Origin of the sequence: Micromonospora sp. NPDC050200, from assembly GCF_040656135.1 — a bacterium.
In the GTDB taxonomy this organism is placed as follows: Bacteria; Actinomycetota; Actinomycetes; order Mycobacteriales; family Micromonosporaceae; genus Micromonospora.
Map to the genome: position 1 here is coordinate 255,230 of NZ_JBFALG010000002.1, position 16,502 is coordinate 271,731.

At 73.7% G+C, this 16,502-nt stretch carries 14 protein-coding genes; 9 read left to right on the forward strand and 5 right to left on the reverse strand.

Annotation, left to right across the window (positions count from 1 at the left end; translation table 11 throughout):
- Nucleotides 1-86: 86 nt before the first annotated feature.
- The 4 genes from AB0I41_RS02705 (at nt 87) to AB0I41_RS02720 (ending at nt 4,440) form a co-directional block, all read left to right on the forward strand.
- Nucleotides 87-2,366: an EAL domain-containing protein gene (locus AB0I41_RS02705; RefSeq protein ID WP_357101055.1), complete on the forward strand. Its 2,280-nt coding sequence runs from the start codon at nt 87-89 to the stop codon at nt 2,364-2,366.
- A 154-nt stretch (nt 2,367-2,520) separates the two neighbouring features.
- Nucleotides 2,521-3,159: a hypothetical protein gene (locus tag AB0I41_RS02710; protein ID WP_357101057.1), complete on the forward strand. Its 639-nt coding sequence runs from the start codon at nt 2,521-2,523 to the stop codon at nt 3,157-3,159.
- A gap of 166 nt (nt 3,160-3,325) precedes the next feature.
- Complete coding sequence (locus AB0I41_RS02715; protein ID WP_357101059.1) at nt 3,326-4,084, forward strand: MerR family transcriptional regulator; 759 nt, start codon at nt 3,326-3,328, stop codon at nt 4,082-4,084.
- A gap of 71 nt (nt 4,085-4,155) precedes the next feature.
- Nucleotides 4,156-4,440 (forward strand): antibiotic biosynthesis monooxygenase family protein, encoded by a 285-nt coding sequence (locus AB0I41_RS02720; protein WP_357101061.1) that lies wholly within the window; start codon nt 4,156-4,158, stop codon nt 4,438-4,440.
- Between the two features lie 668 nt (nt 4,441-5,108).
- Here the strand turns inward: AB0I41_RS02720 and AB0I41_RS02725 are convergent.
- Both AB0I41_RS02725 and AB0I41_RS02730 read right to left on the reverse strand, forming a co-directional pair.
- On the reverse strand, nt 5,109-5,426 hold the full coding sequence (locus tag AB0I41_RS02725) for a helix-turn-helix transcriptional regulator (protein WP_357101063.1): 318 nt from the start codon (nt 5,424-5,426) through the stop codon (nt 5,109-5,111).
- Nucleotides 5,423-5,785, reverse strand: a complete 363-nt coding sequence (locus AB0I41_RS02730; protein ID WP_357101065.1) for a type II toxin-antitoxin system RelE/ParE family toxin — start codon at nt 5,783-5,785, stop codon at nt 5,423-5,425. The genes AB0I41_RS02725 and AB0I41_RS02730 overlap by 4 nt, the downstream gene beginning before the upstream one ends.
- A gap of 120 nt (nt 5,786-5,905) precedes the next feature.
- Here AB0I41_RS02730 and AB0I41_RS02735 point away from each other — a divergent pair, with 120 nt between their 5' ends.
- Genes AB0I41_RS02735 through AB0I41_RS02755 form a run of 5 tightly spaced genes read left to right on the forward strand, consistent with a single transcriptional unit; the run spans nt 5,906 to nt 11,673 of the window.
- Nucleotides 5,906-8,656 carry an AAA family ATPase gene (locus tag AB0I41_RS02735; protein ID WP_357101067.1) on the forward strand — a complete coding sequence of 917 codons (2,751 nt, stop codon included), beginning with the start codon at nt 5,906-5,908 and terminating at the stop codon, nt 8,654-8,656.
- Nucleotides 8,657-8,702: 46 nt separating this feature from the next.
- Nucleotides 8,703-8,969, forward strand: coding sequence for a hypothetical protein (locus tag AB0I41_RS02740; RefSeq protein WP_357101069.1), 267 nt, complete (start codon nt 8,703-8,705; stop codon nt 8,967-8,969).
- 18 nt (nt 8,970-8,987) lie between these two features.
- On the forward strand, nt 8,988-9,503 hold the full coding sequence (locus tag AB0I41_RS02745; protein ID WP_357101071.1) for a hypothetical protein: 516 nt from the start codon (nt 8,988-8,990) through the stop codon (nt 9,501-9,503).
- 32 nt (nt 9,504-9,535) lie between these two features.
- Nucleotides 9,536-10,111 carry a hypothetical protein gene (locus AB0I41_RS02750; RefSeq protein WP_357101073.1) on the forward strand — a complete coding sequence of 192 codons (576 nt, stop codon included), beginning with the start codon at nt 9,536-9,538 and terminating at the stop codon, nt 10,109-10,111.
- 17 nt (nt 10,112-10,128) lie between these two features.
- On the forward strand, nt 10,129-11,673 hold the full coding sequence (locus AB0I41_RS02755; RefSeq protein ID WP_357101075.1) for a hypothetical protein: 1,545 nt from the start codon (nt 10,129-10,131) through the stop codon (nt 11,671-11,673).
- A 226-nt stretch (nt 11,674-11,899) separates the two neighbouring features.
- On the opposite strand, the gene AB0I41_RS02760 is transcribed toward AB0I41_RS02755, so the two are convergent.
- The 3 genes from AB0I41_RS02760 to AB0I41_RS02770 all read right to left on the reverse strand — a co-directional run bounded on the left by AB0I41_RS02760 (nt 11,900) and on the right by AB0I41_RS02770 (nt 16,331).
- The gene (locus AB0I41_RS02760; protein WP_357101077.1) at nt 11,900-13,147 is read right to left on the reverse strand and encodes a serine hydrolase; all 1,248 of its coding nucleotides are present in this window, start codon (nt 13,145-13,147) and stop codon (nt 11,900-11,902) included.
- An 81-nt stretch (nt 13,148-13,228) separates the two neighbouring features.
- Complete coding sequence (locus AB0I41_RS02765; RefSeq protein ID WP_357101079.1) at nt 13,229-14,743, reverse strand: SLC13 family permease; 1,515 nt, start codon at nt 14,741-14,743, stop codon at nt 13,229-13,231.
- Nucleotides 14,744-14,792: 49 nt separating this feature from the next.
- The gene (locus AB0I41_RS02770; protein WP_357101081.1) at nt 14,793-16,331 is read right to left on the reverse strand and encodes a gluconokinase; all 1,539 of its coding nucleotides are present in this window, start codon (nt 16,329-16,331) and stop codon (nt 14,793-14,795) included.
- Nucleotides 16,332-16,502 lie beyond the last annotated feature (171 nt).

Below are 16,502 nucleotides of genomic sequence, written 5' to 3' on the forward strand. Positions count from 1 at the left end.
CCCCGGCGCTGACTAGGCTTCGGTGGTTCGCCGCCCGTGACCGGTCCGTCGAGGTGCACACAGGAGAGAGAGCCGGAGCGACCATCGTGCTGCCCGATGACGCCCGCCGGGAGGCCGTCGCGCCGCCCCGACGGACCCGCTCCCGCCGGGTGGGTGCGATCGCCGCGGCGGTGGTCGTCCTCGCCGAGGCGGTCTGGCTGGCCGCCGCGCTGCCCGGCGCCGCCCTGGTCAGCGACCTCGGGGCGATCACGGTGGCCGGCTGGTCGGCGGTCGCCTGCGTCGGCGCGGCCCGCCGGCACCCCGCGGCGCTGCGCCGGTTCTGGATGCTGCTGGCGGTCACCACGGCCCTCGCCGCCGCCGGTCGTACGCTGTGGACGCTGGAGCGCCTCGGCGGTGGAGCACTACCGCACACCCTGCTGATCGGGGCGGTCTTCACCGCCGGCATCGTCACCGGCACCGCCGCCCTGTTCTGCTCGCTCGCCGCCCCGCGCAGCGCGGTGGGCCGGGCCCGCACCCTGCTGGACGGGGTGATCGTCGGGCTGGCCCTGATCCCGATCGGCTGGGTGGTGGTGTTCCGGGACGTCGCCGCCGCCAACCTGGCCGACCCCGTGCGCACCTTCGGCCTGCTCTACCCGATGCTCGACCTGATGCAGCTGACCATCCTGGTGGCGGTGGCCGGCCCGTCCCGCCCGGTCTGGCGGCCGCTGACCCTGATCGGCGCGAGCCTGGCCACCCGGGCCGGCGCGGACGCGGTCTACGTCTCGCTCGTCGCGCACGGCACCTACACCTCCGGGCACCTGATCGACGTGTGCTGGCCGGTGAGCTACCTGCTGATCGGCGTGGCCACCACGTACCCGCCGCCGCCGGTGGGCGAGGGCGGCGACGAGGTGGTCGAGTCGCCGTTGCCGCCCTGGTGGCGGGTCGCCCTGCCGTACCTGCCGGTCGGCGGGGCGATCATCGCGGTGGTGCTGGCCCGACGCCCCACCGGGCAGACCCCGCACCTGGTCTTCATCGGCATGATGGCGCTGCTCGGCGTGCTGGCGCTGCGGCAGGGGCTGGCCGCCAACGAGAACCTGCGACTGGTGGCGCGGCTGCGCCGGCTGGCCTATGCCGACCAGCTCACCGGCCTGCCCAACCGGCTGATGTTCAACCGGCGGCTGCGCCGGGCGCTGCGGGACGGGCCGCCGGTCGCCGTCCTGCTGCTCGACCTGGACGGGTTCAAGCAGGTCAACGACCGGTTCGGGCACGCCACCGGTGACACCCTGCTGATCGGCATCGCCGACCGGATGCGGGACGCGGTCGGCGGCGACGGCACCATCGCCCGGCTCGGCGGCGACGAGTTCGCCGTGCTGGTCGACGGGGACGGGCCGGTCGCGCCGGAGCGGCTCGCCGAGCGGCTGCTCGCCGCCCTGCAGCCCTCGGCGGGCGAGGAGGACGTCGGCATCCACCCGTCGGCCAGCATCGGCATCGCCGAGTACGGCCCGCAGCACGCCTCGCACACCGACCTGCTCCGCGACGCCGACATCGCGATGTACGCGGCCAAGGCCGCCGGCAAGTCCGCGTACCGGACCTGCACCCCGGGGCTGCGCGAGTCGGCGGTGACCCGGGCGGAGCTGATCGCCGATCTGCGTCGGGCGGTCGACGAGCAGCAGCTGCACCTCGACTACCAGCCGATCGTCGACCTGGCCACCGGCGTGGTACGCAGCGCGGAGGCGCTGGTCCGCTGGCGGCATCCCCGGCTGGGGTTGCTCCCGCCGGCCGCGTTCCTGCCGCTGGCCGAGGAGACGGGGCTGATCGTGCCGATCGACCGGTGGGTGATCCACGAGGCCTGCCGGGCCGCCGCGACCTGGCGGGAGCGGGCGCCGGAGGCCACCGTGGCGGTGAACATCGCCGCCGCGCACCTGCGCCGACCGGGCCTGATCGCCACCGTCACGGCGGCCACCGCCAGCGCCGGGCTGGCTCCTCGCGCGTTGACCCTGGAGCTGACCGAGTCGGCGCTGATCGACGGCAGCGCGGCGGTGCTGGAGCGGCTCGCCCAGCTGCGCGAGCTGGGCATCCGGATCGCCATCGACGACTTCGGCACCGGCTACTCGTCGCTGAGCTACCTGCACCGCATCCCCGCCACCGAGCTGAAGATCGACCGGTCGTTCGTGTCCCGGCTCGACTCCGACGCCCGGGCGTACGCCACGGTGGAGATGGTGACCCGGCTGGCCGACGCGTTCGACCTGGCGGTGGTGGCCGAGGGGGTGGAGACCGAGGGGCAGCACGCGGCGGTCACCGCGATCGGTTGCGTGCACGGGCAGGGCTACCGGTACGGCCGCCCCGGCGCCCTGGCCGACCTGCGTGCGGTCGCCGCCCGCGGCTGAGCACGTGCCCCCGGGCGGCCGGACGGCCCGGGCCGGTGGGAGTCGAAGGTCCCGGAAGGGACAGGGGGTTCGGCCCTGACCGGGACCGCCCGGGGCGCCGCACGATGGGAGCCGACACCAACGACGCCCCCACCACCTCCACGGGAGTTCTGACATGAAGCGACGCACTCTGGACCTGCTGTTCAGCATCGGCGGGCTGGGCCTCACCGTCCTGCTGCTCGTCGCCGGCATCGTGCTCACCACGAACGCGAACTTCGCCAACGACTACGTACGCGACCAGCTCGGCGCGCAGCACATCGCCTTCAAGCCGGCCGACAAGCTGACCGACGAGGAGAAGAAGGCGGACTGCCTGGTCGAGTACGCCGGCCAGCAGATGACCACCGGCAAGCAGGCCGAGTGCTACGCCAACGAGTTCATCGGGCTGCACCTGAAGTCCATGGCGGGTGGGAAGACCTATGCCGACCTCGGCGCGCCGGAGAGCGAGCTGCGGGCGAAGGTCGAGCAGGCCACGACGACCAACGACCCGGCCCTGGCCGACCTGCAGAAGCAGCTGGCGCAGGTCAGCGGCCAGCGGGAGACCGTGTTCAAGGGCGAGACGCTGCGCGGCATGCTGCTCACCTCGTACGGCTTCAGCGAGTTCGGCCGTAAGGCCGGCCAGGCGGCCCTGGTGACGTTCGTCGGGGCGGGGCTGCTCCTGCTGCTGTCGATCGCCGGTCTGGTGCACGCCTTCCGCACCCCGGCCACCGAGGCCTTCGCCGCCCCGGCGCGGGCGAAGGACCGGGCCAGCGCCTGACCCGACCCGAGCGCCCCCGGCCTCCTCCACCCCCTCGGAGGCCGGGGGCGCTCGCGTGTGCCGCTCCGCCCACTCGCGGGTGGCGGGCCGGTCGGGCGGCGCAGAATCGGGCTTGACCCTCACGCAACGGCAGGCGGGAGCCTTGGTCGCGGAAGGGAGGGAAACCATGGCGTACACGGTGGGGCAGGTGGCGAAGGCGGCCCGGGTGACGGTCCGGACGCTGCACCACTACGACGAGATCGGGCTGCTGTCGCCCAGCGGGCGTACCGCGGCGGGCTACCGCCGCTACGACGACGCGGACCTGGAGCGGTTGCAGCACATCCGGTTCTACCGGGAGCTGGGGTTCCCGCTGGAGGAGATCGCGGCGATCCTCGACGACCCGGCCGCCGACCCGGCGGCGCACCTGCGCCGGCAGCACGAGCTGTTGACCGGGCGGATCGGGAAGCTCCAGGAGATGGTCACCGCGATCGAACTCGCGATGGAGGCGAGAAGGATGAACATCAGACTGACCCCGCAGGAGCGGTTCGAGGTCTTCGGGGACTTCGACCCGGACGCGCACGCCGAGGAGGCGGAGCAGCGGTGGGGTGGCGGCGAGGCGTACCGGGAGTCGAACCGGCGGGCCGCGCGCTACTCGAAGGACGACTGGCTGCGGATCAAGGCGGAGAACGAGGACTGGGGGCGGAGGTTCGTCGCGGTGATGGCCTCCGGGGCGCCGGCCGACTCGGCGGAGGCGATGGCGCTGGCCGAGGAGCACCGACAGATCATCGTCCGCTGGTTCTACGACTGCTCGTACGAGATCCACACCGGGCTGGCCGACATGTACCTCGCGGACCCGCGGTTCACCGCGCACTACGAGGCGATCGCGCCGGGGATGGCGGCGTACCTCAGCGAGGCGATCCACGCCAACGCGATCAGCCGCGCCTGAGCTTGATGTCCGCGCCGGTGGTATGCCTGACGGGAAGGCGTGTCCGGTCAGGCATACCCCGGAGGTCAGCAATGCTCATCGTCGCCGGCAGTCTCTACGTCGACCCGGCCGGGCGGGACGCCTACCTGGCGTCCTGCGCGGAGACCGTCCGGCAGGCGCGCTCCGCGCCCGGCTGCGTCGACTTCGCGATCAGCGCCGATCTGGTCGAGCCGGGCCGGATCAACGTCTACGAGCGTTGGGAGTCCGACGAGCAGCTGCTCGCCTTCCGCGGCTCGGGTCCGAGCGAGGAGCAGACGGTGGCGATCCTCGGCGCGGAGGTGCACAGGTACCGGATCTCCGGCGTCGGGGCTCCCTGACGGGTCCGTGTCCGCTCCGGTCCGACCGGGTCGAGCGGCCGGGACCTGCGGGGTGTGGCCCTCCCGCCTATCGCGCGTCTCTCCATCCAGCGTGGGCGCCGCCCGGGCGATGAGCAGCGACGTGACCAGGCGACGAGGCCCGCCGACCCGCTCGGCGCTGGTGGGCCGGCAGGCGGGACACCAGGCGGCCCTATGCTTCTGAAGCGGATTCCGATCTGGCTCGGTTGGTTGATGAGTGTCTCCTCATGACCCGTGCTCGGCGTCTGGCCGAGTGGGTCGGGCAGGGGCGCCCGGCGACGCCGAAGGGGGTGTTGCGCCCGGCGGATGTGCCGGCCGCCGCGACGGCGCTGGGGGTGACCGTGCCGGCCCGGATCCGTACGGCGGCCGACGTCGAGGTGATCCACCGGCCTTGGGTGGCCGCCGAGGCGATCGGGCTGGTCATCGTCGAGGCGAACCGGGCGGTCGCCGCCGCGGCGTCCGAGAGCGACGTGCTGGGGCGGTGGTGGGCGGCGGTCCGGGCGGTGCTGCGCGCCGAGTCGCACGACGATCGCCGCTGTGGGGCGGTGGTGTTGTGCCGGACGGACAACCTCCGACTCGCTGATCAGGCCCGCAGCCGTCGGCGACGGCCAGTGGGAGCGGACGGGCTGCGAAAGCGGAAGTGCCCGGGGTTACGCGATGGCGGCGATGTCGCCGTCGTCGAAGTAGATCGCCTGGTGCAGCCGTCCGCCCAGCGCGGCGGCGAACCGGGCGACCACCTCTTGGCCAGAGATCTTGCCCTGTTCGATCTGTGACACTCGGCCCTTGGAGACGCCCATCCGTTCGGCGATCTGCTGCTGGGTGAGGCCGCGGGCCCGCCGAATCTCGGCCAGGCGGTGCCCGACCACCTGGGCCAGCAGCTCCTGCTTGCCGGCCTCGACCGCCTCCTCGCCGCCGGCGCGCCGCACGTACTCGGCGCGGATGTCCTTCCACCGCACGTGGCTGCTCACGGTTGTCCCCCTTCCTGCTGTGCCCGTTCCTTCAGGTAGAGCTCGTAGCGTTGCTCGGCGAGCGGGATGGCCTGGCGGTACCAGGCGTTCCACTGCCCGGCCTTGTCGCCGGCGACGAGCAGGATGCTGGAACGCCACGGGTCGAAGACGAACAGGATGCGTACCGTCCCGGGCCGCAGTTCCTTGAGGTTCGCGATCGATGAAGACGTCCCACTCTTCCGGCTCCACGTGGCCGAGTATAGCGTTCGGTAAACCCGCCTGGGGTCATGCGTGCGCGGCGCTATCGCCAAGGCCCAGCGGAGGTGCCCGTGACCGTGCCTCGTCGTGCTGCGGGTGCGGCCGATGATCTGCTCCAGCACTCACACGATTCCGGGGCGGCAACGCTCCTGGCCCCGCCTGTCGGATCGCCGACGACGAGCTTCGCCCGGTCAGCTGTTGGCGGGATGTTCCGTCGTCCGGGGCGGTGCCAGACTGCCTCCATGCGACACGCCATCGTCGGGCGGGACGAGGTGTTCGACCGGGTCTGGCGACTGCTGAGCCGACCCGGGCCGGTGCTGCTGGAGGGGCCGGCCGGCATGGGCAAGACCGAACTGTGGCGGGCGCTGGTCGCCGAGGCGGCGCACGCGGGCTGGCTGGTGCTGAGCTGCGCGCCCACCGAGGCCGAATCCGGGCTGCCGTACGCGGCCCTGGCCGACCTGCTGCGCCCGCTCGCCGACCGGGTCGCCGAGCTGCCCCGGCCGCAGCGGATCGCGGCCGAGGTCGTGCTCCTCGCCGGCGACGCCGATGAGGCGGTCGACGTACGGGCGGTCGGGGCGGCCACCCGGTCGCTGCTGGAGGCCGCGACGGCGGCGAACACCCACCCGGCGGTGCTCGTCGCGGTGGACGACGCGCCCTGGCTGGACCGGCCCAGCGAACGCGCGTTGCGGTTCGCGCTGCGTCGGGTGGGCGGCCTGGCCACGCTGGTGAGCCGTCGACGTGGCGGGACCGCACCCGAGGAGGTGCCGCTCGGGCTCGACGAGGGCCGCGACGCCGGCCGGCTCGGCCGGGTCGAGGTGGCCCCGCTCGACGTCGGCGCGCTCCACCACATCCTGCGGGAGCGGCTCGGCGTCACGCTCAGCCGGCCGATGCTCGTCCGGGTGACCCGCGAGGCCGGGGGCAACCCGCTGCTGGCCATCGAAGTGGCCCGCGCGCTGCAACGCCTGCCGCGCCAACCCTCACCCGGTGACGACCTGCCGGTGGCCGCGTCCATGCACCACCTGCTCGCGGACGTCCTCGCCGGGCTGCCACCGGCGAGCCGTGCCGCGGTGCGGCTGGCCGCGCTGCTGACCGTGCCCACGGTGGCTGACCTGGCGGCGGCGGGAGCGCCCACCGCCGCGCTGGACGCGCCCGAGGAGGCCGGGCTGCTCGTCGTGACGCCGACCGGTGTGCGGTTCACCCACCCCGTGTACGCGGCGGCGGTCCGGGCCGGGATCCCGCCGGGGGTCCGCCACCGGCTGCACCGGCAGCTCGCCGGCCTGGTCGCGGATCCGGACGAGCGGGCGCGGCACCTTGCGCTCTGCGCGACCGACCCGGACCCGGTCGTCGCGGAGACCCTCGCCGCCGCGGCCGGACGGTGGCACATCCGGGGCGCGCCCGACTTCGCCGCCCAGCTCTACGAGCGCGCCGGGCAGCTCACCCCGGCCGACGACCGGGTACGCCTGGGCCATCGGCGGCTGGCGGCGGCCCGCAGCCGGTTCGACAGCGGGGACTTCCCGGCGGCCCGGTGCGCCGCCGAGGCGGTCGCGGCCGAGTTCACCGGTGACGTACGGGCGGAGTCGCTGCTGCTGCGCGCCGTGGTGGCCTGGTGTGGCGGTGAGGCCGGCCGGGTGGCGGTGGACAACGGCACCCGGGCGCTGGCGGCTGCCCGGCCCGGCTCGGCCCTGGCCGGCCGCATCCACGCCCACCTCGCCGTCTTCGACGACCTCACGGAATCGGCCCGGGCGCACGCCGAGGCCGCCGCCGCGCTGCTGGACGGGCGCGACGACGACCAGGACCTGCTCGCCGCAGCCCTGGTCCTGCTCTTCTTCCAGGAGGTACGGCTCGGCCGGGTGCCGCGTACCGAACTGTTGGACCGCGCCCTCACCCTGGAGGGCGACGAACCGGCCTGGCTGGCGAGCACGGTGCCCGCGATCTGGTGGAAGTCGATCGACGACGCGGAGCGGGCCCGGCGGCGGCTGCACCGGATGCTCGGCCGCGCCGAGGCCCGGGGCGACGAGCCGCTGCAACACGAACTGCTCTCCCACCTGGGCGAGGCCGAGCTGCTGGCCGGGCGGTGGGCCGAGGCCGAGCGGCACATCACCGCCGCCCGTGAACTCGGTGACCAGCTCGGCACCGGCCTGGTCGGGGAGACCTGGCTCGCCGGACTGCTCGACGCGCACCGGGGCCGGCTGGCCGAGGCGACGCGGGTCGTCGAGTCCGGCCTGCGGCTCGCCGACGAACTGGACGACGCCTGGTGCAGGCGGATCCACCAACAGCTGGCCGGGTTCGTGGCCCTCTCCGCCGGCCGGATGGCGGAGGCGGCGGCCGCCTACACCAGCCTGGCCGCGACGATCGACGGAACCGGCCTGGTCGAGCCGCTCGCCATGCGGTTCGAGCCGGACTGGATCGAGGCGTGCGTCGGGGCGGGCGATCTCGACCGGGCGGCGGCCGTGCTGGACCGGCTGACGGCCCGACACCGCCGGTTGCCGCGTCCCTGGACGACCCTGGGCTCCGCCCGTGCCCGGGCGCTGCTGGACAGTGCCACCGGCGTCGACCCCAGCGCCGCGCTCGACGCGCTGACGGCGGCGCGGGACGCCGTACCGCCGGATGTGCTGCCGCTGGACCGCGCCCGCTGTCTGCTCGCGGCCGGGATCGTGCACCGCCGGTCCCGCCGCAAGCTGCCGGCCCGGCAGGCGTTGGAGACGGCGGTCGTGGAGTTCACCGCGATCGGCGCGGTGGCGTTCGCGGACCGGGCCCGGGCCGAGCTGGCCCGCGTCGGTGGCCGCCCATCGACGCCCCGCCACCTCACCGCCACCGAGGAGCGGGTGGCCCGGCTCGCGGCGCGCGGGCGAACCAACCGGGCCATCGCCGACGAGCTGTTCGTCAGCCCGAAGACCGTCGAGGCGAACCTCGCCCGGATCTACCGCAAGCTCGGTATCACCACCCGCGCCGAGCTGGGTGCCGCGATGACGAGGGGCGACGCGGAAGCATAGGGAAACACCCGATTCCTCGCCGCCCGTTCCGACCTAGCCTCAGCTCATGACCCGCCACCTGTTCGCACTGGAGCAGTACGACTGCGCACCCGGCGCGGACGGGTCGGTGCCGGCGTTCGGTACCCCGGACTGCCGGCTGGTCGCCGCCGTCCGGCTACCCACCGACGACGTCGTGATCGCGCTGGTCGAAGGCCCCGACGCGGACGTGGTGGCCGCCGCCGCCGAAGCCGCCGCCTGGCGGGTCGACCGGCTGATCCCGGCCCGGTGGATCCATCCACCCCGGACCGGCCCCACAAACCCGGACCTCCCATGACTGCGAAAGGTGCTAACTGTGCGCCGTCTGATCGCACCCGTGTGGTGCTCGCTCCTGCTGCTCCCGCTCGTCGCCTGCGGCGCCGAGGACACCAGCGGCGCCGACCCGGCCACCGGGGCCGGCGTTGCGGTGGACTCCGGTGGCGACGTGGCGGACGCATCCGCGCCCCCGTGCCCGTTCACCGCGACCCAGGTGTCCGGGATCGTCGGCCAGCCCATGGTCGACCAGGGCAGGTGCCTGTTCGGGGACGGCAAGGGCGTCGCCCTGCTCACCGTCACCACCTCCTCCCCGCTCGCTGGCGAGAGCACCTACGACTACCAGCGGAAACAGGCCACGCAGGTGTATCGCGAGGTGAAGGACGTCGACAAGGGAGAGAAGGCGTACCTCGCGGTCAAGGACATCGAGGCCGAGGCGGTCGTGGTCAGCCGCGCCGGCAGCTACACCGTGATCCTGAGCAGCTTCGAACGACTCGGTGCCAGCGCCGACGGATACGAGCGGACGCTGCGTCAACTGCTCGACGCCCTCCCGCTGTGACGCCGAGCCCCACGACAGGAAGTGAACCCACGATGACGTACCTCGGAATCGGCCGGCGGCGGAACGGCCCCGTCCTCGCCGCCGTCGCCGCCGTGTTGACGGTCACCGCGCTCGGCGGCTGCGGACTGATCGGCGTCGGCGGCACCAGCGACGGCGGGGACGCCCCGGCAGCGGGCGGCGGCGCCACGTCGACGCCGGGTGGGGACCCGCTGCCCACCGCCACAGCGGAGGCGTCGGCCGCGCCGACGCTCGACGCCTGCTCCCTGGTGTCCAAGCAGGAGGCCGAGAAGGTGGCCGGCACCCCGCTCGAGGACCCGGTGGCGGTCCGGGAGACCTGCACCTACACCGGACCGGTCACCGGCCCGACCGCCCAGGTGGAGGTGTTCGTCGGTGACGGTGCGAAGAAGTTCCTCGACATCGAACGTGAACTCGGGCACGAGCTCAGCTCGATCACCGGAGCGGGCGACGAGGCGTACGCCGAGGACGGCACGGTCTTCGTCAACAAGGGCGGGGTGTGGGTCTCCATCCGGCTGGTCCGCACCGACGACCCGGCCAGGTACCGCAAGCCCTTGGCGGACCTGGCCCGTACGGTCGCCGGCCGGCTCTGAGCTGCGGGGGAATCGACATGTTGGCACCCGGGACCCGGCGTGACCTCGCGATGAGGGCGCTGCTCGCGGTGACCCTGCTGCTTCCGGCGGCCTGCGGTCGGGTGGGACCCGGCCCTACGCCACCCGGCCCACCCGGCGGGGGCGCCGACGCCGACCAGCGGTACGGGGCGGCACCCACCCGCCATCCGGACGTGACCTACCAGCCCGACGTGGTGTTCGTGGGCGGCGGTGGCGGGTCGGTGCGGAGCCTGTCCGATGACGCCCTCACCTGGCGCATCGACCCCGGCGCCAGCGGTGCCGACCAGCTCGCCCGGGGCAAGGTCATGTTCCTCACCGGGCGGGCCGTCGGGCGGGTGCTCGACGTCCGACGGGACGGGGGCGACCTGGCGGTGACCCTCGGGCCGGTGGACATCACCGAGGTGATCCGCGACGGCACCTTCGCCGGTGACCGTCCGGTCTCCTTCGACTCCCCGACCCGGTACGACGCGGGCACGCCGTTCTGGGCCGAGTACGACGCCGGGTCGAGCGCGGGTGCGGGCGGCGGCGGGCCGGCGACGCCCGTGGTCACCACACCCACCCGGGCGGGCGCCTCCGCCGTGATCCGGACGACGGTGGCGACCGTGGGCCGGCCCGGGTCGGCCACCGTCTCCCCGGCGCGTCGGGAAGCCGCTCCACCTCAGGATGGTGCGGTGCGGCAGGAGGCCGTGGCGGGCCGGCAGCGGGTCGCCGGGTTTGCGGTCACACCGATCTGCTGCGCCAACGGGGTCGGCGCGCGGTTCAGCTACGACGGCGGCGGGCTCCGCATCGTCGGCACGGTGACCCTGCTGATGAAGAGCCCGTCGGCCCGGTTCCACCTGGAGATCCGGGGCGGCGCGGTGCGTCGGGCGGAACTTCGGATCGGGGGCATGGCCGGCCTGCGGATCGAGATCGCGGGTGCCACCAACGCGGGGCAGAACGTCAACAAACGGATCCCGATCCCCCTGGACTTCAGCGTGCCGGTCGGCGAGGTCCTCGGCGTGCCGTTCTCCGTCACCGCCAACCAGCTCGTCGGGGTGCAGACGGCGTTCAGCGCCAAGGACGGCAACATCAAGGCGGCCGGCGAGTGGTCGCTGGGCGGCTCCCTCGGGTTCGGCTACGCCGACGGCGCGTTCGGCGTCACGAAACCCTGGAACCTCACCGTCCGCAACAGCATCACCGACTCGATCTTCGGCCCGTCGGTCGGCGTCAGCGGGATCATCGTCCATTACCAGGCGGCGTTCCGGGTCGGTCTGGGCGCCTTCGGCTTCACCTCTGGGCTGTACACCACGGTCACCGCCACGGCGGGGCTGACCGTCGGCTCCGCCCTGGGCGCGCCGATCGAGCTGTGCCGCAGCACCCAGCTCGGCCTGTGGCTGGACTACGGCGTCGGCTACCGCATCCCCGCCGGCCTGGTGAAGGTGATCAACGCTTTCCTGGAACTGATCAACGTCGGCCCGATCGAGGAGAAGGCGGGCATCGGCCGGGTAGACAACGTCTTCAACAAGCTGGACATCCAGCCGGACGCGAAAATCTGCCGCGGCTGACGGCCTGATCAGCCCGTCGCCGGCATCGTCCGTACCCGCCAGCGGGCCTTCACCGCCCACCTGGCCGCCCTCGTGGCGGCGGCCGGGCGGCCGCCCGCTCTCGCCGGACAACTCGCCATCCCGGCCAACGGCGCGATGGTCACGGCGGCCATCACCGGCAGCCCCGAGCCGGCCCGCCAGGCCGGCGAGGTGGCGCGGAGCCTGCTCGCGCCCCGAGGGGCCCTGCTCAGGGGCCGGCGACCACGTAGTCGTAGACGGTGCGGGCGAGCTGGCGGACGACCTCGTCGCCGGTGGCGATCGGACCGGCGGTGAGGAACGCGACGGCGGTCTCCGCGCCCGGGACCAGGTAGTAGCCGACGTCGTGGGAGGCGTCCGGCAGGTCGCCGGTCTTGTGGGCGACCGGGGTGCCGGGTGGCAGAGCGGCGGGGATCTTGGTGTTCAACGTCTGCTCGCGCAGGAAGCCGATCATCAGGTCGCGGGAGGCCGGGGTGAGGATCTGCGCGTCCCAGACCGCGCCGAGCAGCGAGATGACGTCGTCCGGGCTGGTGTAGTTCTCCTCGCCCCGGGCGGCGGCCTCGGTGTCGAGCAGCTTGCGGGCGAGCACGGTCTCCCGCTGGTTCATCGAGTCGATCAGCGCGTTGACCGGGGCGAACCCGCCGAGATAGTTGATCAGCATGTTCGCGGCGGTGTTGTCGCTGTACTCGATCATGTATTCGGCGAGCTTGTGCAGGCTGGCCACCTGCGGGATCGGCTCGAACTGCAACTGGCCGGTGCCGTCGACCACGTCCGCCCTCGTCACCAGCACGCCTTCGTCCAGCGACGCCTGCCCGCAGTCGACCCGGCGCAGCAGCTCCACCAGGATCCATAGCTTGATCACGCTGGCCGCCTTCGGGCGCAGCGTGCCGTTGACCGAGACCTGCTGGTCGCCGTACCGGCCGGAGAGGTCGCGCACGGTGACGCCGGCCGGGTTGGTGGTGGCGGCGTCGACGACCTGCCGGAGCTGCCCGGTGAGCGGGAGCAGCGCCTGGCCGGCCACCGGGTCGGTGGGTGGCAGCGGGTTGGTGACCACCTCGCCGACCTGCCAGTCGGGCCGGGTGTGCGGGCGGAACAGCACGAGCATGCCGGTGCTCCGGCCGACGAGCGGGATGTCGTACCGGTAGGTGGTGGCGCCGACGGTGACGCGGCCGCTCGCGGAGCGGGCGGTGACCCGCATGCCCGGGTCGGCGACCCGGCCGGTGTCGCGGTCGCAGGCCCGGTAGCGGACGGTGCGCGCGACCGCGTCGACCGAGAAGACCCCGCCGGGGAAGGCCAGCCAGGCCAGCGGGTTGGCCGGCGGCGGGGGCGGCGCCGTCGGTCCGGGGCCGCCGTCGGCCGTGGCCGGAGTCGACGCCACGACCGGCGCCAGTGCCGCCGTGACGAGCAGGACTACCATCCGGCGTCGGTGCGACGAGACCTGCTTGTCTGCTTTATTCATGTTTGGACGGTAAGTGGTGTGGTGTCGGGCCCGCGCCGGACGGGGGCCGCCGTCACCCGTCCGGGCGGCGGCTCCACCGGGTCAAAACAACAGGTCGAGCAGCAGGACGCCCAGGAAGCCGACCACCGAGATGATCGTCTCCATCACCGACCAGCTCTTGATGGTCTGCCCGACGGTCAACCCGAAGTACTCCTTGACCAGCCAGAAGCCCGCGTCGTTGACGTGCGAGAAGAACAGCGACCCGCAGCCGATGGCCAGCGCCAGCAGCGCCACCCCCGGCCGGTCCAGGGTCGCCGCGAGCGGGGCGACGATGCCGGCCGCGGTGATGGTGGCGACCGTCGCCGAGCCGGTGGCGACCCGGATGCCGACCGCGACCAGCCAGCCCAGCAGCAGCGGGGACAGGCTGGCGTTCCTGGCCGCGTCGGCGACGAGGTTGCCCACCCCCGCGTCGACCAGCACCTGCTTGAAACCGCCGCCGGCGGCGACGATCAGCAGGATGCCGGCGATCGGCGGCAGCGACCCGCCCAGCACCGCGGAGACCTGGCTGCGGCTGAAGCCGGCCTGGTAGCCGAGGGTGAACATGGCGACGATCACGCCGGCGAGCAGCGCCACGATCGGGGTGCCGACGATGTCCAGCGCCTTGCGCCCGGTGGTGCCCTCGCCCGTCGTCAGCTCGCCGATGGCGCGCAGCAGCATCAGCGCCACCGGCAGCAGCACGGTGATCACCGCCGGCCAGAACTTCGGCGCCCGGCGGGCCGTCTCGGTGCCGCTGTCGTCGACCGGCGCGCCGGGACGGCCGGTGCCCGGGTTGATCAGGTCGTCGTCGGTGAGCAGGTCACCGTCGACGTCCCGGCGGCCCGCCGTGCCGAGACCGCCCGGCCCCGGGGCCGCCGCCGCCGGTTGACGGGTGGGCAGCAGCGCCGCCGGGGCGGTCGCCGGGACGTACCGGGCGATGATGTTGCCGAAGACCGGGCCGGAGATGATCACCGTGGGGATGGCCACCAGCAGGCCCAGGCCGAGGGTCAGGCCGAGGTCCGCGTTCAGCGAGGAGATCGCGACCAGCGGGCCCGGGTGCGGCGGGACCAGGCCGTGCAGCACCGACAGGCCGGCCAGCGCCGGGATGCCGATCTTCATCAGCGGTACGTCGGTGCGCAGCGACACCAGCAGCACGATCGGCACCAGCAGCACCACGCCGACCTCGAAGAAGAGCGGCAGGCCGATCAGCGCGGCGACGCCGGCCATCGCCCAGGGCAGGGCGGAGCCGGAGACCCGCCCGACGACGCGGTTGACGATCCCGTCCGCGCCGCCGGATTCGGCGAGCAGGCCGCCGATCATCGCGCCCAGCGCGATCAGCAGGCCGACGCCGCCGACGGTGGAGCCGACCCCGGCGCTGAACGACGAGACCATCTTGTCGGGCGCCATGGCGGCGACCACGCCGAGCACGGCCGCGCCGAGGATCAGCGACAGGAAGGGGTGCACCTTGCCCCAGGCGATGAGGAGCACCACCGCGGCGATGCCCAGCAGAGCCGCGACGATCAGTTGGGCGTGACCGGCGTTCGTCGCCGGTGCCGCCGGTGCGGCGAGAAGAGTGATCACGGTAATCACGACCTTCGGACGACGTCCCCACCCGTTCAGGGACGGGCGATCACATGGGTGCGGGAGCGGGTGACGGTTCCGGCGGCAGGCTGGGAGCCAGCCGTCGCAGCGACGTGAACGTCGGGACCAGCGCGTCGTACAACTCGGAAAACAGCGGGAGCAGCGCGGCGTAGGTGGCGGCGGCGGCCGGGTCGGGGCGTACCGTCTCCTCGATCTCCACCAGGTCGGCGGCGACCTCGATGGACGGGATCAGCCCGAGCGCCTGCATGCCGAGCAGTGCCGCGCCGAAGCTGGAGCCCTCGGGCCCGGCGGGGAAACGCACCGGCATGCCGAGCGCGTCGGCGAGCATCTGCCGCCACAGCGGGCTGCGGGCGAAGCCGCCGCCGGCGCGTATCTCGTGCACCTCGTTGCCGGCCGAGCGGACGGAGGCCAGCACGAGGGCGAGCTGCTGGCACACTCCCTCCAGCGCCGCCCGGACCAGATGCTCGCGGCGGTGGCCGTGGGTCAGCCCGACGTACGCCCCGCGCGGCAGCGCGCTCCAGTGCGGCGCCCGCTCGCTGAGCAGGTACGGCAGCATGATCAGCCCACCGGAGCCGACCGGTGCCCGCTCGGCCAGCGCCAGCAGGTCCTCCTCGGAGTCCTCGCCCAGTTCGGGGGCGAGCGCGTCCCCGGCCCACTGGAGCACGATGCCGCCGTTGTTGATCGCGCCGCCGACCACCCAGCGGTCCTCGGTCAGCGCGTAGCAGAACACTCCGCCGAGCGGGTCGACGGCCGGCCGTTCGACGGCCACCCGCATCGCTCCTGAGGTGCCGATCGAGCAGGCCACCACGCCGGGCTTGACCGCGCCGAGGCCGAGGTTGGCCAGCGGCCCGTCGCCCGCCCCGACCACGACCGGGATGTCGGCGGGCAGCCCGGTCGCGGTGGCCGCCGCGGCGGTGAGGCCGGGCAGCACCGTGGTGGTCGGGACCAGCTGCGGCAGCTGCTCCTCGACGATCCCGGCGATGCCCAGCGCCTGGGGGTCCCAGGCCAGCTTGTGGATGTCCATCAGTCCGGTGGCCGAGGCCACCGAGTGGTCGGTGACCAGCGCGTCGCAGAGCCGCAGCAGCACGTAGTCCTTGATGCCGACCCAGTGCGCGACCTTTTCGAACAGCCTCGGCTCCTGCTCGGCGAACCAGACCAGCTTCGGCAGCGGCGCCATCGGGTGCACCGGGGTGCCGGTGCGCCGGTGCAGCGCCAGCCCCGACGGCACGGCCCGCAGCCGTTCGGCCTGCGCGCTGGACCGCGAATCCGCCCAGGTCACCGACGGTGTGAGCGGGGCGCCCTCGGCGTTCAGGCCGATCAGGCTGTGCATGGCGGTGCTGAACGACAGCCCGGCCGGCGGACCCGGCAGCTCACCGGCCACGGTACGGACGGACTCGACCACGGCGTCGAAGATGATCGACGAGTCCTGCTCGGCGTAACCCGGGTGCGGCTCGTCGAGGGGATAGCCCACCGAGTGGCTGGCGAGTTGCCGGCCCGCGGTGTCGTATGCGACGACCTTGGTGCTGGTGGTGCCGATGTCGACGCCGAGCACGACGCTGTCGCTCACCGGCCCCACCTCCGCGCCACGTGCCGGGTGGCCCCGCCGCCTGTCCGGCTGTGGCTGACGTTACCGAGGGTTCTGGCCCCTCGTACGGTGCACGGGGTGATCCCGGCCGGGTCCGGACCGTGGGCGTCGGCGGGTGGGAGCGGTCCGCAGCGGTACCGGCCCGAGGCGGGG